Origin of the sequence: Acinetobacter brisouisimilis (genome assembly GCF_000368265.1) — a bacterium.
Classification (GTDB): Bacteria; Pseudomonadota; Gammaproteobacteria; order Pseudomonadales; family Moraxellaceae; genus Acinetobacter.
Genome location: NZ_KB851218.1, coordinates 1 through 20,205, shown reverse-complemented (window position 1 = coordinate 20,205; position 20,205 = coordinate 1). Strand labels below are relative to the sequence as shown.

Sequence of the window (20,205 nt, the reverse complement as noted above, 5' to 3'; positions counted from 1 at the left end):
TTTATGAAACATATTATTTTGGTTGAAGATGAAGTTGAATTAGCGGGGCTGGTTCGTGACTACTTGGAAGCGGCGGGCTATGAAGTCAGTATGTTTCATGATGGACAAGAAGCCTATAACAGCTTTTTACAACGCAAACCGAGCCTGATGATTCTGGATTTGATGGTGCCGCGTATGGATGGCTTGACCATCTGCCGTAAAGTCCGCGAACAGTCTAACTTGCCGATTATTATGGTGACTGCACGGACTGAAGAAATTGATCGGGTACTGGGCTTAAATATGGGAGCAGATGATTATGTCTGTAAGCCTTTTAGCCCAAAAGAACTGGTTGCACGTGTACAAGCCGTGTTACGCCGTTTAGAGCGTAAAGCCGAACCTGAAGACAATGATCTGTTTCGTATTGACAAGTCTCAGCAACGCATTTGGTATAAACAAAAAGCCTTGAATTTGACTCCAACCGAATTCCGCTTGTTAGAACTATTTTTAGAGCATGTTGGACAAGTCTATTCACGGATTCAGCTGCTTGATCATATTAACCCTGACAGTTTTGACGTGGCTGACCGTGTAATTGACAGTCATATTAAAAACCTGCGCCGCAAGATTTCTGAAGTTGCAGAAGATGATAATCGCCATGAATGGGTACAAGCTGTGTATGGTGTCGGGTATCGTTTTGAATATCCGAATGACTAAGTAAATAAAAAGGAGCGATAACGCTCCTTTTTTTAAGATGAACAACTCACCATTACATCGGGTACATCGCTTGGTAAAGGTGCAAGATCGGCAGGGCGTTCACGTTCGGGTTGATAGGTAAAAGGCTGCGCCAGTAACTCAAATAAACGCTCCACTTCGCTAAAGTCATCGCGCTGTGCGGCTTCAATCGCTGTCTGTGCCATATGATTGCGTAAAATATAACGCGGGTTGACCAAACGCATGGCGGCATCAAGCTGTTCAGTATCTTGGTTTTCGCGAATGGCCTGATATTGTTGCAGGAAATGCTCAAACTGACGGGTATCGAGGCAGTCATCTTGAATGGCGCGATATTGTTTGTCTTGTAAACGCAAAAAGCTTTGCGTGTAATCCAGTTGCTCACTTTGCATGATTTTTAAAAATGCCATGCCACAGTCAAAGCTGTCTTTATGAAAGTCGGGCAACCCCATTTTTGCAGCCAACCCTTGCTGATAAAATGCTAGAAATCTCGGTTCAAACTGTTCCAAGGCTTTGATCAAGTCCTGCTTAAACTGCTCACGATCTTCAGCTTTGGCAAGTGGCACAAGGTTGTTGATCCAAACCCATAAATTCCAGTGCCCAATGCTTGGCTGATTTTGATAGCTATAGCGTCCCTGATGGTCAGAATGATTGTTGATCCAGTTGGGGCGAAAGCGCTCCATAAAACCGTAAGGGCCAAAATCCAGAGTTGAACCTGTAATGTTTAAATTATCGGTATTCATCACACCATGAGCAAAGCCGACCAATTGCCACTGAGCGATCATTTTGGCTGTACGCTCAATCACCTGATCGACAAAAGCAAGAATTGGCTGTTCCGCAGTCAGACATTCAGGAAAATACCATTCGATGGCTTTTTGAGTAAATTCTGTCAGTAGTTCAGGCGCGTATTGGTTAATCCATTCGAAATGCCCAAAGCGAATATGACAGTCTGTTGTACGTAGTAACATTGCGCCTTGTTCAAGTTGCTCGCGCTGCACAGCATGTTGAGAGGTGGTAAATCCAATCGCATTGCTTGATGCAATACCTAAAGCATTCAGCGCGTGTCCTGCCAAGTATTCACGAATCACGGAACGCAACACTGCGCGACCATCCCCCATACGCGAATAAGGGGTTTTGCCAGCCCCTTTTAAGTGTAGGTCAATGGTTTTACCTTGCCGATCTAGAATTTGTCCAATCAGCAAACCACGGCCATCACCGAGTTGTCCTGCCCATTGTCCAAACTGATGCCCTGCATAAACCATTGCTAGTGGTGGAAACTCAGCAAAGGTTTTTTGCCCGCTACAAATCGCAATCCAATCCTGTTGTTCTTCAGGTGACCATTGTAATTCAGTAGCTAAAGCTGCATTGAAGTGTCCCGCACGCGCGCCCTGCAATGGTTTAGGTGCTTGCTGATGATAAAGCTTGGCATTTAAAGAAGGGTACAGGGAATTAAAAATCATATAGTCGGCAGGTTTTGCAAATGTTCAGAAAGACTATAACAAAACTTCGCTTTGGAATGACAAAATAAAAAAGAGATGCACAGGCATCTCTTTTTTTAATCGCGATATAAGATTAAGTTGAAATCTTACGCAGGCTTTTTACTAATACTTCCAAGCGGTCACGGTGGTGCTGTAAACGCTGTTCTATCAGTTGAAAATCCAGCTTTAATTTGTGATCAAATTTCTGGATTTTTTCAGTAACTGCTGCTTTTTTATGTTGCAACTCAAGCTCTTTGAGTTTTGCCATATCATTCAGCGTGTGGGTAAATGCTTCATATTCTTGAGCGATATGCTGTTTCATATTACGCATGTCTTCATTAATGTCATGCCCATAAACCGCGAGGTCTTGTTCAGCATATTTAAATTTCATTGCCAATTCTGCTTTTCTAATATTAAAGCTTGGAATACGGCGTAGATTTTTTGCCAAACCGACTTTTGAACACGACCAGATTAGCCATTTAGTTGGGTCATATTGCCACCATTTCACACCATTACGGTAGTCATACTGAAAGATATGGTGGTAGTTATGATAGCCTTCACCCCAAGTTGCAATCGCTAACCAGAAGTTGTCACGTGCGGTATTTTCGTCAGTATATGGACGTTTACCAAACATGTGGCACAGTGAGTTAATAAAGAAAGTTACGTGGTGACTCAAGATTAGGCGGAGTAAACCACCTAATAAAATCACGCCCCACAAGTCGTCAACTGCCCAGCCAATTGTACCCAAGATCACCACATGTACGGCAATCACCAAAGGCACATAGTATTTGTCTTGGAACATCACGACTTTATCGTTAAGCAAATCAGGCGCATTTTTATAGTTTGCTGTAGCTGCAGGATAATCACGAATCATCCAGCCTAAGTGGGCATACCAGAAACCTTTTTTAATCGAATACGGATCTTGTTCAATATCATCAACATGGCGATGATGAGTACGGTGTCCAGAAGCCCAGTACAAAATACTGTTTTGCACAGCAAATGTACCACCGAGCATCAGGATAATTTTTAGTGGGAGAGCCGCTTCATAGGCACGGTGTGCCCATAAACGGTGATAGCCCGCTGTAATACTTAAACTACTCAGCGCGAGTAGAAAAAATAGGCTTACCCACGCACTGACAGAAAAATCGTGGTAATAAGCATATAGCGGTATGGCAATCAGGGCAGCAATGGGGGTCCCCAACAACGTAATGGTTGCTGTCCAGTTAATCGGTGCTTTTGCTTGGGGCAGGGGAGTCATATGCAGCGACGCTCCTAAGAGTAAATAGGGTCAACCTTCAAAAATTTAATACTGATGGCTGTTCAGAGACATCTTTATAGAATAGATGCTTTAGCAATATTATACACTTGTATTTTAAAAGCTAAAGATAAACTTTCGATCAATATCTTCTGTCTAAATATTACTCTAAAATTCCCAGCTGATGTTGCATTGTTTTTGGAAAATCTGTGATTAACCCATCAATGCCTTGATCTAGTAAGCTTTTTGCTCTTGATACATCATTGACTGTCCAGACACTGACTGCAAGTTTTGCCAGTTTTGATAATTCAATCATATCAGGTGTGGCGAGTTTATCTTTCCAGCCAATGCGCGCACAACCATATTTTATTGCTTTTTCAATAGCTTGGGTTTTAATGTTGTCTTCAATCAGTAAGCCGCGTTGAAACTGGCTTTGGCTGTGCTGTAATGCCTGTAAGATTTTTTCATCGAAGCTGGTAATGGTTGCTGATCGTTCAAAACCTTTTAATTGCTGTTGTAATGTCCCAATAAGACGTTCGGCCTGAGCTTGATCGGCAACAGCTTTAATTTCAACTTCAATATGCTGAAAGTCCTGCAATAAATCGAGAACCTGTGATAGACACGGGGTTGGTTCATGATTTTCCCAGTTTTTCCATTTGGAGCGATGATCATGGTGAGCCAGATCATGTCGCTGGCTTTGGTAAACAGAACCCACTTTTCCTGACGTCCGAAAAAAATTGTCATCATGTATGACAATAAGCGTGTCATCTGGAAGTTGGCGGACATCGAACTCGACTGCCCTAATGCCCAGCTGTTTTAAATAAGCAAAACCACCGAGGGTATTTTCAGGTGCTTCACCACGCGCACCACGATGACCAATAATTTGCATTCATGTGCCAAATCAAATTGATAATGAATTTATTCTACGCTGAAAATGCTATTTTTGTCTTTGCCAGTACATTTCTTTGCCATGTTCTTCAAGTTGCAAACTGCGAGATGCAACAAATAACCAGTCAGACAGGCGGTTAAGTAGCAGGAGTGACGTTTTCTGAATATTTTGATCACGCTTTTGCAGGCTGATAAGACTACGTTCAGCACGGCGACACACAGCGCGTGCCTGATGCGCATAACTACATGATAATGAGCCTGCTGGCAAAATAAACTCTTTGAGCATTGGCAGATATTTATTCATGGCTTCAATATCTGTTTCCAAAAATAGCAAAGCGGACTCTTGAACCATAGTAAAGTTGGGAATGCAGACTTCACCGCCCAGATCAAATAACCAGTGTTGGATCAAGCTTAAGCTTTTATCCCAGCGTTGTTTTTCATCTGCCTGAATATTGCTGTTAACAACTTGTGCACGTAATACACCGATGACGCTATTGAGTTCATCGATATCTCCGAGCGTTTGGATACGTAAGTCATCTTTTTCAACACGTGTCCCATCTCCAAGCCCTGTAGTGCCATCATCGCCAGTGCGGGTTGAAATTTTACTTAAGCGGTGACCCATAAGTAGTTCCTTTAAATGATAAAAAAGGATAATGCCTTTAAAAACATTATCCATAAAAATGCGCTGATAAAATACTTTTTTAAAAGTTTAGAAGCTTAATGTTACCCCGACAGTGGCTAAACGACCACCGTTGATGTACCACGTATCGCCATAGTAGTTGGCTTCTTTGTAGTGAACATCACCAACATTCTGAATATTGGTAAATAACTTAATATTGTTGTTCACATTCCAGTAAGCATGTAAGTCCACAGTGCTGTAGCCTGGGGTGCTTGCTGAGTTTGTCGATTCATAAATTTTAGAATGCGATTTAGTGACCAGTGACGCACTTAAACCATAACGGGTGTTTTTCAATCCTACAGTTGTGGTAAATGTTTGGCGTGGGCGACGAATCAGATCATAACCTGTATCGTCATTAATCGCTTTCACATAAGCATATTCAGATTGAATATAGTATTGACCTTTGCTCCATTTAAAGCCAGCTTCACCACCTGTCATCTTGGCTCGGTTGACATTGGCATAGGTCGAGTCTGGCCAGCCATAAACCCATTCAATCAGATTTTTAACCTTGGTTTGATAGGCAGATAAATAGCCTTGAATACCAAACGGTAACTGTTGGTCTAAACCGATTTCATAAGTGACGCTTTCTTCAGGCTTTAAGTTCGGGTTGCCATAGTAGTTGCCATCAATTGAACTTTCATAGACATAATACAGTTCGTTCCCTGTAGGCGCTTTAAATGCAGAACCAACATTGGCATAGACACTGGTCGTTGGAGTGACTTGACCGCGAATGGCAAATTGTCCAACAGTATGTGTGCCGTACTGTTTATCATCTTCTAAACGTACACCTGCCTGAGTGCTAATACCATGATCTTGATATTGGTGCTGAATATAGTAGCCGTTTGAGTCAAGCGTCTTTTTACCATTTTGAACCGATGAACCTTGAACGGTTGCATCTTTGGTGGTTGCACCAATAAGTAAATTCTCATGCTCAGTAAATTTCCAGTTCAGGTTTGCATCACCTTCATCTCTAAAAGTGTTGTAGTAACCTGTATCTGTTTTTGTAGTTAACTGATCTTCAAAATGTGAATAGCGAACATTCAAAGTCAAGCTTGGTGAAAGTTCTACACGACCTTTAGCATTAATAAGGCGATTTAAAAAGTCTTGGTTACCGCCATAGTAATAACTATTACCCTTGTTTTCATCAATGCTGACACTGCCACCTAAGTTCGTATCTTCATAACCAACTTTTGCGCTATAGCCTTTTTGGTTGTAGCTTGATTTTTCAGAAGTGGTATTTAAAACAGGCGTGCCATCACTTTCCATGCGTTGTCCACGAACTTGCGCGTAGAAACCTTGATCAAGTTTAAGATCGGCACCGATAATCGATTTATATGTGTTATTTTCACCGTACTCGGTCGTGATAAATGCACCAGATTTTTTTGGCGGAGCACTAATAATTTGAATGACGCCACCAATCGCATCTGAACCATACTGAACTGATGCAGGGCCTTTAAGGACTTCAATGCGCTCAGCGTCAGTTAAGTCCAAATATGGAATGCTGGCATTACCATCTAGGGCAGTGTTAATGACGGCACCATCTTTCATTACAAGGGTATGATCTGAATTAGTCCCGCGAGTAAACACTGATGTAATCTGACCGATACCACCAGATTGCACCACATTTAATGCAGCATCTTGTTTTAAAAGCTGACTTAGGTCCGCAACTGGCGATTGTTGAATGGTTTTTTGGTCAATCACATCAATTCGGGCAGGAACATTCCTGATTGGCTCTGCGGTGCGAGATGCCGTTACAACAATTGTATCTAAAGGTGCGACATCTTGGTCGTTGTTTGCGGTTTGGTTATCTGCGGCATGAGCTGCTGCTAAAAAACCTGTTGCAAGCGCAATCGCACCAGCTAACGCAGTGAGCTTAAACATAAACATGGTTTGCTTCCATACATTCACTCCCCGTGAATGATTCATTGAAGTAAACAACAAGCAGGTCTTCGGACTTCCAATTATAGTTACAGATATAACCAGCATATTCGCCTTCCCATTTTAAAAAACAGTGACGTGAGCGAATGACTCAAACAATATGCGTTTCATTGTTACCGCTGCGGGGGCAGTGTTGGGTTTTCACCAACTTCCCTAAAACTTGTTGCTATAAATTGCGCCAAAGTATACGGGCTTTACATGAGTGAGACAATCAACAGACACAGATTGTGTTGAAAGCTGAAATTGTCTCTAGATTTTATGGTCTGTTTTCCGTTTTAATCGGCAGTATGCTTTTTATTAAACCAGATGATCTATGCGAACCAGAGCAAAAATTTGTGGAATTACCCGAGTAGAGGATATTCACAGTGTGGTACAGGCGGGTGCAGATGCGATTGGCCTAGTGTTTTATCCACCTAGCCCACGTTCTGTCACTGTAGAGCAAGCCCAGCAATTGCTGGCACATATTCCGCCTTATGTACAAACAGTCGGATTATTTGTAAACGCCAGTGCTGAAGAAATCTTGGCTGTGCTACAAAATGTTGCATTAGATGTTTTACAGTTACATGGTGATGAAAGCCCTGAAACCTGTCAGCAAATTGCACAACTGACTAAACGCCGTTGGTATAAAGCGATTCAGGTGAAACCTGATTTAAATCTAATTAACGAAATTCAACGCTACCAACAAGCGGGCGCAAGTGCTATCTTACTTGATGCTTGGCATCCTGACTTAAAGGGTGGGACAGGTTTACAATTTGATTGGTCGCAATTCCCGAAACTCGATATTCCACTGATTTTGGCTGGGGGCTTGAATCCTGACAATATTGCCGAGGCAATCGCACTGACACAACCTTTTGCGGTTGATGTGAGCGGTGGTGTAGAAGCCCAAAAAGGGATTAAAGATCAACGATTAATCAAAAAATTTATGCAAGGAGTCCATTGTGGATCAGCAAAACGAAGTGATTGACTATACACAATATCCAGATGCTAAAGGACACTTTGGCATTCATGGCGGACGATTCGTGTCAGAAACATTAATGGCTGCATTACAAGATTTAGAAAATCTGTATAACAGAATGAAAAATGATCCAGCGTTTTTGGCAGAATTTGACCGTGATTTGGCTTATTACGTTGGCCGCCCAAGTCCACTTTATCATGCTGAACGATGGTCTAAACATTTAGGTGGTGCGCAAATTTACCTAAAACGTGAAGACCTTAACCATACAGGCTCACACAAAGTAAATAATACGATTGGTCAGGCATTGCTGGCTAAACTCTCAGGTAAAAAACGCATTATTGCCGAAACAGGTGCAGGCCAGCACGGCGTGGCAACTGCGACTATTGCAGCACGTTTGGGGCTGGAGTGCGTAGTTTACATGGGTGCTGAAGATGTAAAACGTCAAGCCATGAACGTATATCGTATGCGTCTACTTGGTGCAAAAGTGGTTCCTGTTGAAAGTGGTTCAAAAACACTCAAAGATGCATTAAATGAAGCGATGCGTGACTGGGTGAGTAATGTTGACAGCACATATTATGTGATTGGTACAGTTGCAGGACCGCATCCTTATCCGCAATTGGTACGTGATTTTCAATCCATCATTGGGCGCGAAGCACGCCAGCAGATTTTAGCGCAAGCAGGTCGTTTACCTGATGCACTTGTTGCCTGTGTTGGCGGTGGTTCAAATGCCATGGGCTTGTTCTATCCATTCCTGAACGACTACGATGTCAAAATGTATGGCGTTGAAGCTGCAGGTCATGGTATTGAAACAGGAAAACACTCCGCACCTTTAAATGCTGGACACGTTGGCGTACTGCATGGTAACCGTACTTACCTGATGAGTGATGCTCAAGGTCAGATTATTGAAACCCATAGTATTTCTGCGGGGCTTGATTACCCAGGTGTTGGGCCAGAGCACAGCTTCTTAAAAGATATGAAGCGTGTACAGTATGTTCCAATCAACGATGAAGAAGCATTGCAAGGTTTCCGTGACCTGACTCAGATTGAAGGCATTATTCCTGCGCTTGAAAGTGCACATGCTATGGCTTATGTCACCAAACTTGCACCAACCATGTCAAAAGATCAGATTATTATCGCAACCGTGTCAGGCCGTGGTGATAAAGATTTGCTGACAGTTGCACGTATAGATGGTATTCCATTAGTTGAACTATAAAACAAGATTTCAATCGAAAGAAAGGCGGACTGATCACAGTCCGCCTTTTGTTTTTGAGGTATTTTTATAAAAAAGCAGAATACTGATGATGAATAGACCGAATAAATTTTAAGCGTGTGCAAACATTTTGCCATGTGAGTAAAGCTTAGACATTTATTTAATTTATTGTTTTATATATTTTTATTAATTATAAATTCCGTGTGAAGTCAAAAAAGCAATTCAGAATATGCCTAAAAATTAGGAAGGTTTGATCATTGAGAAAAACTATCAAATATTGATTAATGTAGCTTGCGGATTGTTTCATAAATGTTGAATCAAATCAGGCAGCTTTTGGCGCTGTGCAATGTATAAAAAATAGCGTTACAATGCGGTGTCATGTAAACACAGCACACACTATTTTCATGCAAGGAAAGTAAAATCTATGTCTCGTCTAGCCACACGTTTTGAACAGCTTCAATCTAAACAACAAAAAGCTTTGGTTTCTTATGTTATGGCGGGCGACCCTCATCCAGAGGTTACAGTACCATTATTGCATCGCATGGTTGATGCAGGTGTCGATGTGATCGAATTGGGCTTGCCTTTTTCTGATCCAATGGCAGATGGCCCTGTAATTGCACTTGCTGCAGAGCGAGCGCTTGCGGGTGGAACAAATACCCTAGATGCTTTGGCTATGGTCAAAGAATTTCGCCAAAAAGATCAAGAAACACCAGTGGTTTTGATGGGCTATTTAAACCCTATAGAAGTTATTGGTTATGAGAATTTTGTTGAAAAAGCCCATGAAAGTGGTGTCGATGGGGTTTTGTTGGTGGACTTGCCACCAGAAGAATCTGACCAGTTTAATCAGGTGTTAAGCCAATACAACATGAATCAGATTTTCCTGTTAGCACCAACGTCAACTGATGAACGTATTCAACATGTCATAAAACAAGCCAGTGGTTTTATTTATTATGTGTCACTGAAAGGTGTAACAGGCGCAGCAACTTTAGATACGTCTGAAGCAGCAAAACGTATCGAAAAAATTAAAGCACAAACCAGCATTCCTGTTGGGGTTGGTTTTGGGATTAACGATGCACAAACTGCAAAAGCTATGGCAGCAGTTGCTGATGCCGTGATTGTCGGTAGTGCTCTCGTTAAGCCTTTTGCAACGTTGCCACCGGAACAAGCCGCAGAACAAACGGTTAATAAAGTCAAGGAGCTTCGAGCTGCGCTCGATGAGTGAATATGAATCAAGAAGTTAAACCAAGTAAAGTTCTGAACCCATCGACACCTTGGACTGATCGCCCAGTTCCTGGAATCCATGTACCAGATGCCCAAGAAACATTAAAGGCAAGTTTTACTGAACCGACAGTTGAATGTCCAGAGTGCCGTTCATTGATCACACTAACAGCAATGAGCTTTAATGCCTATGTTTGCCCACAGTGTGATGAACATTTGCGTATGCGTGCGCGTGAGCGTTTAACATGGTTCTTCGATCAGGTAGATACCGAGCTTGGTCAGGAATTTATTGCTAAAGATCCATTGAACTTTGTAGATAGCAAGCCATATCCTGCACGTATGCAAGAAGCGCAAAAGAAAACTGGCGAGTCTGAAGCATTGGTGGTTTTGCAAGGTACTTTAAAAGGCGTAGCAATGACAGCTTGTGCTTTTGAATTCGACTTTATGGGCGGTTCAATGGGTACAGTGGTCGGTGATCGTTTTGTACAGGCAGCTGAAAGCGCGATTGCGAAAAAACAACCGTTCATCTGTTTTGCTGCTTCAGGCGGTGCACGTATGCAAGAAGGCATGTTGTCTTTGATGCAAATGGCGCGTACTTCTGCTGCAATTGAAAAAGTGAAAGCAGCAGGCTTGCCTTATATCGTGGTGCTTACTCACCCTGTATATGGTGGTGTGACTGCATCATTGGCAATGTTGGGTGATGTTCATATTGCTGAACCGAAAGCCATGATTGGTTTTGCAGGTAAACGAGTTATTGAGCAAACTGTACGTGAAAAACTCGAAGAACCGTTCCAACGTGCTGAATACTTGCTTGATCATGGTGTAGTCGATCAAATTGTTCATCGTCATGCATTACGTGATACTGTATATCGAATCGTAAGTAAGCTGATGAATATCTAAATTGAACACAATAGCACCACAAGCTACGGATAGTCTTTACACATGGCTCAACTATTGGGGTCATGTGCATGTAACAGGAATTGATTTGGGCTTAGAGCGCGTCATTCCTGTTGCGCAAAAATTAAAAGTGACTCAAACTTCTGCCAAAGTCATTACTGTTGCAGGAACCAATGGTAAAGGTTCAACTACGACCACCATCGCTGCTATTTTACAGCAGGCAGGTTATAAGGTGGCACTTTACCAGTCTCCACATATCTACCGTTTTAATGAACGCGTCAAAATTTCAGGCTTGGAAGCCACCGATCAAGAGTTGGTTGATGCTTTTGTACAAGTCGATCAAGCCCGCCGTGAATGTGGTTTAAGCCTATCATTTTTCGAAGCTACAACGCTTGCAGCATTTCTGATTTTTCAGCAAAAACAATGCGATGTCTGGGTTCTGGAAATTGGGCTTGGCGGGCGTTTAGACGTGGTCAATGTCATTGAACCTGATGTTGCCGTGATTACCAATATTGGTTTGGATCATGTCGATTGGCTCGGTGATACCATTGAAAAAATTGCCTTTGAAAAAGCAGGCATTATTCGTCCAAACATTCCTGTGATTTTTGCGGGGCAGCAACAGCTTCCACAAGCGATTCAGAATAAAGTACAGGAATGCCAGGCACAGTTGCATGTGCTCAATCGCGATTATTTTTATCAGGAAAATGATTCAGAAACGTGGTTATTTGCGACACCTGCGTCGACTTTACGATTACCTAAAGGACATTTGGCACTCGATAATATTTCAACCGCGGTTGCTGCTGTTTTGGTAAGTGGTTTGGCAATTTCTGATCAGGCAATTTGTGCAGGAATTCAAACTGCAAAGATTGCCGGGCGTTTTGAAGTTCGTCAAATTCAGAATAAAACGGTGATTTTTGATGCAGGGCATAACCCGCATGGTGTTGAATTTTTGTTAAAGCAATTGCAGAAATTTATGCAATACAATAAACAGTATTCTGAAGTTGTTACAGTTTTTTCGATGCTTGCCGATAAAGATATAGATTCTGTCGTTGAACTACTCAGCCCTGTGGTGTCTAAATGGCATATTGCGGAGTTGACTGTACCTCGTGCGGCAAGACTTGAGAAGATCCAACAAGCTTTACACAACACAGCGACACAACATTTTGCAAATGTGAAAGAGGCTTTTCAATCTGCTCTGGATCATGTAGAAGATCAACAACTGATTTTAGTTTGTGGTTCGTTTCATACCTTAGAAGCGGTTTGGGAGTACATTGAATAATGTCAATGAATAACAAACAACGTTGGATGGGAGGCGTTGTTTTATTGGGAGGTGGTGTGTTACTTGCCGCACTGCTGGTCAAAGGCACACAAGAATTAAAGCATAAGCAAGCTACTCCCTCAGCTCAGATGACAACAGCACAGCAACAAAAAACAACGCAAAAAGCTGGCAATATGCAGGCTTTACAGCCATTAACTGTGGATGTTGAAACCGAAAAACGCTTGCTTGAAGAACAGAAGCGCTCACGTGAGCGCGCGGTAGCTGAACAAGAAGCGCGTACTCAGCAATATCTACAACAACAACAGCAGGCTGAGGCAGACGCTGCACGTAAAGCAGCTGAAGAATATGCCGAAATTAATAAACGCCGCACAGGGCAGGGCGATTCTGACAATATTCCACCTGAGGTTAAGCCTGACAGTAAAAATAAAGCGACAGATCAACAACATCAGATTAAGGCTGATAGTAAAAGTAAAGCCACAGATCAACAACATCAGGTAGATTCTACTGCAAAAAAGAAGCTCGCTGATGATGAAGCAGCCAAGCATCAAGCGGCTGTAGATGCCAAGAAAAAGGCAGATGCAGAAGCGAAAAGACAGGCTGATTTGGAGGCGAAAAAGCAGGCTGAACGAGAGGCTAGGAAAAAGGCAGAAGCAGATGAACAAAAGAAAGCAGATGAAGAAGCTCATCGTCGGGCAGTAGCCAAGAAGAAAGCTGAATTAGAAGCACAGAAAAAAGCGGATGCGGAAGAAAAGCGCCAAGCGGATGCAGAAGAAAAGCGTAAAGCCGATGCTGCAGAAGCCAAACATAAAAAGGCATTAGAAGCCAAACATAAAGCTGCTTTAGATGCGAAGAAAAAAGCAGATGATGATCAAGATACGGAGATTAAGAAAAAAGACAAAAAAGCTGATGCTGACAAAGCACGGGATTTGCTCGAAGGTAAGAAAAAGTGGATGGTACAGGTATCACTTGCAGCAAATCAGGCGAATGCAGATGCTACAGTTTCCAAGCTACGTGCTAAAGGTTATAAAGTGGTGACTAGCCCAACCTCGAAAGGTATTCGGGTAATGGTGGGTCCTGCGAAAGATCGTGAAACTGCAGATACAGCGCGTCGAAAAATCCAAGCTGACAGTAGCTTAGGCATGAAATCAGCGTGGATTATTGACTGGGTACCACTCGATCAGCGTTAATTTTATTGGGTTGGATGTGTCAGTTGCTGACGCATCCAGTCAATATTTTTAGTTTTAAATAACCCATCAATATTCATCCAGATAGGGTGAAAGCCATAACCTCCATGTTTCATCTCATTGATTGCATCGTTAACCGACCAGTTTTCTAATAATATGCGTGACATAGCCACCATCGTACCTGTACGGTCTGAGCCATGATAACAATGAATCAATACCCGCTTATGCTGTGCCTTTGCTGTCTGTAAAATCTGCATGACTTTGACAATATCTTGTCGTTGAATATCCCAGGTATTGATTGGGATATGAAATAACTGAACAGGAGTATGTTTGAGTAATTGAAGGTCTTCATTATGAACCCGCAGGTTAATAACAATATCAATCTGTTGCTGTTGTAAATAGGGGAGTAATTCGGATGAAGGTTGTTCACTACGGTATAGCCATGAGTTAACACGATAAAAATTGTAGTGTTTATCTACAGCAATTCCCCAGTTTGGAGGGCGCTGAGCATCGGGTAAAGCACTGCTTTGCATACAGCCTTGTAAAAACAGACCAGTTGTTATGGCGATAATAAACCAGCGATAAGATCGAACCTGCATGATCATGAACATTCGTCGTAGAATTGCTTTAAATTAATAACAATTTTGGTCTGTTACAGCAGGTTTTGTGTAAAAAAAAGCCTATTAAAAAATAGGCTTGGAGAAATTTTTAGACAGTTTTTACAAAATTTATTTTAGATTGGGTTGTGGTGTTAAACGCAAATACGGTTTTACGGCAGTATAGCCTTTAGGAAAACGCTTTTTTAACTCATCTTCATCTTTTAAGCTCGGTACAATCACGACATCATCACCATGTTGCCAGTTAGCAGGGGTGGCGACTTTATAGTGGTCGGTTAATTGTAGTGAATCAATGACACGTAAAATTTCGTTGAAATTCCGCCCTGTTGATGCGGGATAAGTAATGATTAAACGGACTTTTTTATTCGGGTCAATAATCACTAAAGAACGAACCGTGGTGGTTTCACTGGCATTTGGATGCAAGAAGCCATATAGCTCAGAAACTTTACGATCTTTATCTGCCAAAATTGGAAAGTTAACAGTTGTCGCTTGAGTTTCGTTAATGTCCTTAATCCAGCCCTGATGTGACTCAACATCATCGACAGATAAGGCAATCGCTTTGACATCGCGTTTTGCAAACTCATCTTGCAGTTTTGCGGTATAACCGAGCTCTGTGGTACATACGGGTGTGTAGTCCGCAGGGTGTGAAAATAAAATGCCCCAGTGCTGACCTAAATATTCATATAAATCGATTTGCCCTTCACTGGATTGTTGCTGAAAATTCGGTGCAGTATCGCCAAGACGTAAACTCATGTGAAACCTCAAAACTTTTTATGGGTTGATGGGTTTCACTATGAACCAGTTCTTTTGCATGGAAAATACAGCTTTCTTATGTTGATATGAATAAAAAAGATAAGTGAGAAGTTTTTAGATCAAATTTTCTAGTGGTAATTGATGTGATTTAAAGTGGATAAGTTGAAAAAAAATGCGGCTTTTTACGTAAAAAACTTGTACTTCAAAAATCTAACTCCATAATAACGTCTAATTAGAAATTCATTTTTCATTTTTGACTAGCAAAATTTAGAGAGCTTATCCATGTTGGCAGGTCTGATCGGAGGTATCTTCGGTACAAAAAATGAGCGCGAACTGAAACGCATGCGTAAAATTGTCGAGAAAATCAATGCGCTCGAACCGACGATAGCCGCTCTTAGCGATGCAGAGTTGTCTGCAAAAACTCAAGAATTTAAAGATCGTTATCAAACTGGGGTAAGTTTAGACGACCTGTTGCCTGAAGCATTTGCGGTCTGCCGCGAAGCGGGTAAACGGATTATGGGAATGCGTCACTATGATGTGCAGCTCATTGGTGGTATTACCTTGCATGAAGGTAAGATTGCCGAAATGCGTACAGGTGAAGGTAAAACCCTTATGGCAACCTTGGCGTGTTATTTAAATGCCTTAACAGGTCAGGGTGTGCATGTCATTACTGTGAACGATTACTTAGCACAGCGTGACGCAGAGTTAAACCGCCCATTGTTTGAATTCTTGGGGTTGACGGTTGGCACAATTTATTCAATGCAAGCGCCAGATGAAAAAGCACTTGCCTACAAAGCAGACATTACCTACGGAACCAACAACGAATTTGGTTTTGACTATTTGCGTGACAACATGGTGTTTTCTCTAGCTGAGAAAAAACAGCGTGGTTTGGTTTATACCATCATCGATGAAGTCGACTCCATCTTGATTGATGAAGCGCGTACACCGTTGATCATTTCAGGTCAAAGTGAAGATTCTTCGCAGCTTTACGCTGCAATTAATGCCATTGCACCAAAACTGCATCCACAAAAAGAAGAAAAAGTGGCTGATGGTGGGCATTTCTGGATCGATGAAAAACAACGGTCAGTTGAAATGACCGAAGTTGGTTATGAAGCTGTAGAAAGTGAACTGATCCAGATGGGTTTATTGCAAGAAGGCGAGAGTCTGTATTCTGCGGCTAATTTGAATTTGGTTCACCATGTGTCAGCGGCAATTCGTGCTCACTTCTTGTTTCAGCGCGACGTACACTACATTATTCACAATGGTGAAGTGGTCATTGTCGATGAGCATACAGGTCGTACCATGCCTGGTCGTCGCTGGTCTGAAGGCTTGCATCAAGCCGTAGAAGCTAAAGAAGGCTTGGAAATCCAGCCAGAAAACCAGACACTTGCTACCACAACATTCCAGAACTATTTCCGTTTATACAAGAAACTTTCAGGTATGACGGGGACTGCCGATACAGAAGCGGCAGAAATGAAAGAAATTTATGGTTTAGATGTAGTTTTGATTCCAACGCATCGTCCAATGGTTCGTCAAGACCATAATGACCTGATTTACCTCAATCGTAATGGCAAATACAGCGCGATTGTGGCGGAGATTAAACGCATTCAGGAAACCCGAGCGCCGATTCTGGTGGGTACGGCAACCATTGAAGCCAGTGAAATTCTGTCACAAAAATTGACTGCTGCAGGCATCAAACATGAAGTGCTGAATGCAAAACAGCATGAGCGTGAAGCAGATATTATTGCCCAAGCAGGTAGCCCAGATTCAGTGACTATTGCCACTAACATGGCAGGTCGTGGTACTGATATTTTGCTTGGTGGTAACTGGAAAGCTAAACTTGCAAAAATTGAAAACCCGACTGCGGAAGATGAAGCGCGCCTAAAAGCCGAATGGCAACGTGATCACGAGATTGTCCTAAATGCAGGCGGTTTGCATATTATCGGTTCAGAGCGCCACGAGTCTCGTCGTATCGATAACCAGTTGCGTGGTCGTGCAGGACGTCAGGGTGACCCAGGTGTTTCACGTTTCTATTTATCTTTAGAAGATGATTTGATGCGTATTTTTGCGGGTGATCGTGTGGTTGGCATGATGCGCGCCATGGGCTTAAAAGAAGATGAAGCCATTGAACATAAAATGGTCAGTCGTTCAATTGAAAATGCCCAACGTAAAGTTGAAGCACGTAACTTTGACATCCGTAAGAACTTATTGAAATACGATGATGTTAACAACGAACAACGTAAAATCATTTACTCACAACGTGATGCAGTTTTAGCAGAAAATACCCTGCAAGAATATGTTGAAGAAATGCACCATGATGTGATGAAGGGTTTGATCGCCAACTTTATTCCACCTGAGTCTATCCACGATCAATGGGATATTGAAGGCTTGGAAAAAGCACTCAGTACAGATCTGGGCATCGAGTTGCCAATTCAACAATGGCTAGATGAAGAACGCCGCCTCGACGAAGAAGGTTTGGTTGAACGTATTGCTGATGAAGTGGTTGCACGTTATCGTGCGCGCCGTGAGCAGATGGGTGCAGATTCGGCAGCGATGCTGGAACGTCATTTCGTCTTAAACGCACTCGATCGCCACTGGAAAGATCACTTGGCTGCAATGGATTATTTGCGTCAGGGGATTCATTTGCGTGGTTATGCGCAGAAAAACCCTGAGCAGGAATACAAAAAAGAAGCCTTCAACCTGTTTGTGAATATGCTAGGTGCTATCAAATCTGACGTCGTGACAGACTTATCGTTGGTGCATGTTCCAACACCTGAAGAGCTTGCAGAAATGGAAGCACGCCAGCAACAGCAGGCAGATTCGATGCGTTTGTCATTTGAACATGACAATGTTGATGGTCTGACAGGTGCAACATTGATGGACGGTAGCGAGGAAGATGCAGAAACTAATATTAGTTTGGACAAAAATAGTATTATTCCGCCAGCGAGCCGTAATGCACCATGCCCATGTGGTTCAGGTCTAAAATATAAGCAATGTCACGGTAAAATCTAAGCCTGACAGTAGTTTTACAAAAGCAGAACAAGATGTTCTGCTTTTTTATTGCAAGGTCATAGGCTCAGTCACTAAATTCCAGTACACTTTTAGGCAAAATTCACTGTGTAAAACCTTAAAGTATTGGTGTGACCATGAAAAAAATTAAACAGGTAATATGGCTGTCTCTATGTTTTGCTCCAGGCTTAAGCTTTGCTGCAGATACACAATCAGTTATTACAACTGCACAAACTATTGTACAAGGTAATACGACTATGGTGATTAGCCCGCGTACTGGAATCCGTTACGCATTGGGTGATACACAAGGGCGCCTGATTCAAATTCAGACAACAGCGATTGCACCTGCAAACACCGCAACAGTAAAGCGCATAGTGGCAACAAATCCAGCATTATCTGTAGAAAGCCAGCAAAAAGCAGAGCAGTCCTTGCTCAGCATGGAACAATCTAGATAGCCAATTTGTTAAATACGATAGAAAAAACCAGCCAATATGGCTGGTTTTTTCATGGGGTTTGTTTCACAGAGGCTCGATTTTTACTGACATATCTAATAAGCTAGAGCTTTATTTAACTTCTAAAAATGGATTCTTAAAATGGCTGTTGGTGACGTTACAATGCCACTTATGCATGTGGTAAAAGGTGTAAAAATTGGCTCTACAGAAGCGCATGTACGTTACCCAAACCGACGAGATCTGGTGATCTTCGAGTTTGCTGAAGGCTCGCACGTTGCAGGCGTGTTTACTCAAAATGCTTTTTGTGCAGCACCAGTGCGCATTTCAAAAGCCCATTTACTAGAAAAAAATGCCCGTTATTTGGTCATCAATACAGGCAATGCCAATGCGGGTACAGGCACATTGGGTCTACAGAATGCTCAAAAAATTTGTGAGGCATTAGCCAATGTTGCTGGTGTAGTGACCCAAGAAATTTTGCCATTTTCAACAGGTGTGATTGGTGAGCAATTACCTGTCGATCGAATTATTGCTGGCTTGCAGCCTGCATTTGATAGCTTGCAAGCTGACGCTTGGGTGGATGCTGCTAAAGGCATCATGACCACAGATACCACACCAAAAGGTGCATCTGAACAGTTTGAGTTAGATGGTGTAACTTACACCATGACAGGTATCAGTAAAGGTGCGGGTATGATTCGCCCAAATATGGCAACCATGTTGTCTTTTGTGGCAACTGATGCGCCTGTTGCGCGTGATCTTGTACAAAAACTTTTAAAAGATACTGCAAATCAGTCTTTTAACCGCATTACCATTGATGGTGATACCTCAACCAATGACTCTTGCATCTTTGTGGCAACAGGTCAGGCGGGTGGTCAGGAAATCCAGTCAGCAGATGATGCTCGTTATGCAATCGTTGCAGAAGTTTTGACTCGTGTCATGAAGCGCTTGGCTCAACTCATCGTGCGTGATGGTGAAGGCGCAACCAAATTTATTACTGTAACGGTTGAAGGTGGGCAAAACACTGATGAATGCTGTGAAGTTGCCTATAGCATTGCACATTCACCATTGGTTAAAACCGCAATTTTTGCATCAGATCCAAACTGGGGTCGTATCTTGTGTGCAATTGGCTATGCCAAAATTCAGGATTTGGATGTGGAAAAAGTTCAGGTCTGGCTAGATGAAGTTCAACTTTGCAAAGATGGTGGTGCGGCTACAGATTATACAGAAGAAGCTGGCGCACGCGTAATGCAACAATCTGAAATGACTATTCGAGTGGATCTGGGGCGTGGTACAGCAAAAGATACTGTGTATACCTGCGATCTTTCTTATGACTACGTGAAAATCAATGCCGATTATCGTTCATAATTTAAGATTTTGATTTTTTAAAGCCTCATCATTTAGATGGGGCTTTATTTTTTTATGAGATAGATGCTTGAAAATAAGAGGAAAATGTTTAAAAAAAACACAAAAATGATAAAAATGCTGAATAAATAGGCTTTTGAGTAAAGAAAAGCAAATTTTTTTGATTTCAGGTATTGACCAAAACAGGACTCACGCCTAGAATGCACACCGTACCGCACGATGTGCGATATAGCGAAAGCTGAGATGAATCGGAGCATAGCACAGCCTGGTAGTGCACCTGGTTTGGGACCAGGGGGTCGTAGGTTCGAATCCTACTGCTCCGACCAATT

General features: G+C 42.3%; 17 protein-coding genes, 1 tRNA gene and 1 riboswitch. Of the genes, 11 read left to right on the top strand and 7 right to left on the bottom strand.

Translation table 11 applies throughout. From position 1 onward, the window contains the following. Positions 1 to 3 precede the first annotated feature (3 nt). Positions 4 to 690, top strand: coding sequence for a response regulator (locus F975_RS01465; protein ID WP_004749694.1), 687 nt, complete (start codon positions 4 to 6; stop codon positions 688 to 690). Between the two features lie 32 nt (positions 691 to 722). Here F975_RS01465 and F975_RS01460 read toward each other — a convergent pair whose 3' ends face one another. The 5 genes from F975_RS01460 to F975_RS01440 all read right to left on the bottom strand — a co-directional run bounded on the left by F975_RS01460 (position 723) and on the right by F975_RS01440 (position 6,892). Next, a complete protein-coding gene (locus F975_RS01460; RefSeq protein ID WP_004749693.1) occupies positions 723 to 2,165 on the bottom strand; it encodes a protein adenylyltransferase SelO in 1,443 nt (480 codons plus the stop codon). A gap of 112 nt (positions 2,166 to 2,277) precedes the next feature. After that, positions 2,278 to 3,441, bottom strand: a complete 1,164-nt coding sequence (locus tag F975_RS01455) for an acyl-CoA desaturase (protein WP_004749692.1) — start codon at positions 3,439 to 3,441, stop codon at positions 2,278 to 2,280. Positions 3,442 to 3,601: 160 nt separating this feature from the next. Further along, entirely contained in the window at positions 3,602 to 4,327 is a 726-nt protein-coding gene (locus F975_RS01450; RefSeq protein ID WP_004749691.1) for a glycerophosphodiester phosphodiesterase, read from the bottom strand. Positions 4,328 to 4,375: 48 nt separating this feature from the next. Further along, positions 4,376 to 4,948: a cob(I)yrinic acid a,c-diamide adenosyltransferase gene (locus F975_RS01445; RefSeq protein WP_004749690.1), complete on the bottom strand. Its 573-nt coding sequence runs from the start codon at positions 4,946 to 4,948 to the stop codon at positions 4,376 to 4,378. A gap of 87 nt (positions 4,949 to 5,035) precedes the next feature. After that, entirely contained in the window at positions 5,036 to 6,892 is a 1,857-nt protein-coding gene (locus F975_RS01440) for a TonB-dependent receptor plug domain-containing protein (RefSeq protein WP_004749688.1), read from the bottom strand. A gap of 36 nt (positions 6,893 to 6,928) precedes the next feature. Further along, positions 6,929 to 7,122: riboswitch (cobalamin riboswitch) on the bottom strand. A gap of 134 nt (positions 7,123 to 7,256) precedes the next feature. Between F975_RS01440 and F975_RS01435 the strand changes: the two genes are divergently transcribed. From F975_RS01435 to F975_RS01410, 6 genes are all read left to right on the top strand, one after another. Further along, positions 7,257 to 7,907, top strand: a complete 651-nt coding sequence (locus tag F975_RS01435; RefSeq protein ID WP_034425550.1) for a phosphoribosylanthranilate isomerase — start codon at positions 7,257 to 7,259, stop codon at positions 7,905 to 7,907. Beyond that, a complete protein-coding gene (trpB, locus tag F975_RS01430; RefSeq protein WP_004749685.1) occupies positions 7,882 to 9,111 on the top strand; it encodes a tryptophan synthase subunit beta in 1,230 nt (409 codons plus the stop codon). Before F975_RS01435 ends, trpB begins: the two co-directional genes overlap by 26 nt. 421 nt (positions 9,112 to 9,532) lie before the next feature. Next, positions 9,533 to 10,330, top strand: a complete 798-nt coding sequence (gene trpA, locus F975_RS01425; protein ID WP_004749683.1) for a tryptophan synthase subunit alpha — start codon at positions 9,533 to 9,535, stop codon at positions 10,328 to 10,330. Between the two features lie 2 nt (positions 10,331 to 10,332). Continuing rightward, entirely contained in the window at positions 10,333 to 11,226 is an 894-nt protein-coding gene (gene accD / locus F975_RS01420; RefSeq protein WP_004749682.1) for an acetyl-CoA carboxylase, carboxyltransferase subunit beta, read from the top strand. A 1-nt stretch (position 11,227) separates the two neighbouring features. Beyond that, positions 11,228 to 12,502, top strand: coding sequence for a bifunctional tetrahydrofolate synthase/dihydrofolate synthase (folC, locus tag F975_RS01415; protein WP_034425548.1), 1,275 nt, complete (start codon positions 11,228 to 11,230; stop codon positions 12,500 to 12,502). Beyond that, positions 12,502 to 13,689, top strand: a complete 1,188-nt coding sequence (locus tag F975_RS01410) for an SPOR domain-containing protein (RefSeq protein WP_004749680.1) — start codon at positions 12,502 to 12,504, stop codon at positions 13,687 to 13,689. Before folC ends, F975_RS01410 begins: the two co-directional genes overlap by 1 nt. 2 nt (positions 13,690 to 13,691) lie before the next feature. Here the strand turns inward: F975_RS01410 and F975_RS01405 are convergent, their stop codons facing one another. Both F975_RS01405 and F975_RS01400 read right to left on the bottom strand, forming a co-directional pair. Next, positions 13,692 to 14,291 (bottom strand): dual specificity protein phosphatase family protein, encoded by a 600-nt coding sequence (locus tag F975_RS01405; RefSeq protein WP_004749679.1) that lies wholly within the window; start codon positions 14,289 to 14,291, stop codon positions 13,692 to 13,694. Between the two features lie 123 nt (positions 14,292 to 14,414). After that, complete coding sequence (locus tag F975_RS01400; RefSeq protein WP_004749678.1) at positions 14,415 to 15,056, bottom strand: peroxiredoxin; 642 nt, start codon at positions 15,054 to 15,056, stop codon at positions 14,415 to 14,417. 282 nt (positions 15,057 to 15,338) lie between these two features. Between F975_RS01400 and secA the strand changes: the two genes are divergently transcribed. The 4 genes from secA to F975_RS01380 all read left to right on the top strand — a co-directional run bounded on the left by secA (position 15,339) and on the right by F975_RS01380 (position 20,202). After that, the gene (secA, locus tag F975_RS01395; protein ID WP_004749677.1) at positions 15,339 to 18,068 is read left to right on the top strand and encodes a preprotein translocase subunit SecA; all 2,730 of its coding nucleotides are present in this window, start codon (positions 15,339 to 15,341) and stop codon (positions 18,066 to 18,068) included. A gap of 134 nt (positions 18,069 to 18,202) precedes the next feature. Continuing rightward, positions 18,203 to 18,520, top strand: a complete 318-nt coding sequence (locus tag F975_RS01390) for a hypothetical protein (RefSeq protein ID WP_004749676.1) — start codon at positions 18,203 to 18,205, stop codon at positions 18,518 to 18,520. A 138-nt stretch (positions 18,521 to 18,658) separates the two neighbouring features. Further along, on the top strand, positions 18,659 to 19,879 hold the full coding sequence (argJ, locus tag F975_RS01385; RefSeq protein ID WP_004749675.1) for a bifunctional glutamate N-acetyltransferase/amino-acid acetyltransferase ArgJ: 1,221 nt from the start codon (positions 18,659 to 18,661) through the stop codon (positions 19,877 to 19,879). Between the two features lie 246 nt (positions 19,880 to 20,125). Then, positions 20,126 to 20,202: transfer RNA gene (locus F975_RS01380), tRNA-Pro, on the top strand. Positions 20,203 to 20,205 lie beyond the last annotated feature (3 nt).

Bases quoted from the DNA above. Each gene is read 5' to 3' on its own strand.
- F975_RS01465 (WP_004749694.1), top strand. From the start codon at position 4: ATGAAACATATTATTTTGGTTGAAGATGAAGTTGAATTAGCGGGGCTG.
- F975_RS01460 (WP_004749693.1), bottom strand. From the start codon at position 2,165: ATGATTTTTAATTCCCTGTACCCTTCTTTAAATGCCAAGCTTTATCAT.
- F975_RS01455 (WP_004749692.1), bottom strand. From the start codon at position 3,441: ATGACTCCCCTGCCCCAAGCAAAAGCACCGATTAACTGGACAGCAACC.
- F975_RS01450 (WP_004749691.1), bottom strand. From the start codon at position 4,327: ATGCAAATTATTGGTCATCGTGGTGCGCGTGGTGAAGCACCTGAAAAT.
- F975_RS01445 (WP_004749690.1), bottom strand. From the start codon at position 4,948: ATGGGTCACCGCTTAAGTAAAATTTCAACCCGCACTGGCGATGATGGC.
- F975_RS01440 (WP_004749688.1), bottom strand. From the start codon at position 6,892: ATGTTTATGTTTAAGCTCACTGCGTTAGCTGGTGCGATTGCGCTTGCA.
- F975_RS01435 (WP_034425550.1), top strand. From the start codon at position 7,257: ATGCGAACCAGAGCAAAAATTTGTGGAATTACCCGAGTAGAGGATATT.
- trpA (WP_004749683.1), top strand. From the start codon at position 9,533: ATGTCTCGTCTAGCCACACGTTTTGAACAGCTTCAATCTAAACAACAA.
- accD (WP_004749682.1), top strand. From the start codon at position 10,333: ATGAATCAAGAAGTTAAACCAAGTAAAGTTCTGAACCCATCGACACCT.
- F975_RS01410 (WP_004749680.1), top strand. From the start codon at position 12,502: ATGTCAATGAATAACAAACAACGTTGGATGGGAGGCGTTGTTTTATTG.
- F975_RS01405 (WP_004749679.1), bottom strand. From the start codon at position 14,291: ATGATCATGCAGGTTCGATCTTATCGCTGGTTTATTATCGCCATAACA.
- F975_RS01400 (WP_004749678.1), bottom strand. From the start codon at position 15,056: ATGAGTTTACGTCTTGGCGATACTGCACCGAATTTTCAGCAACAATCC.
- secA (WP_004749677.1), top strand. From the start codon at position 15,339: ATGTTGGCAGGTCTGATCGGAGGTATCTTCGGTACAAAAAATGAGCGC.
- F975_RS01390 (WP_004749676.1), top strand. From the start codon at position 18,203: ATGAAAAAAATTAAACAGGTAATATGGCTGTCTCTATGTTTTGCTCCA.
- argJ (WP_004749675.1), top strand. From the start codon at position 18,659: ATGGCTGTTGGTGACGTTACAATGCCACTTATGCATGTGGTAAAAGGT.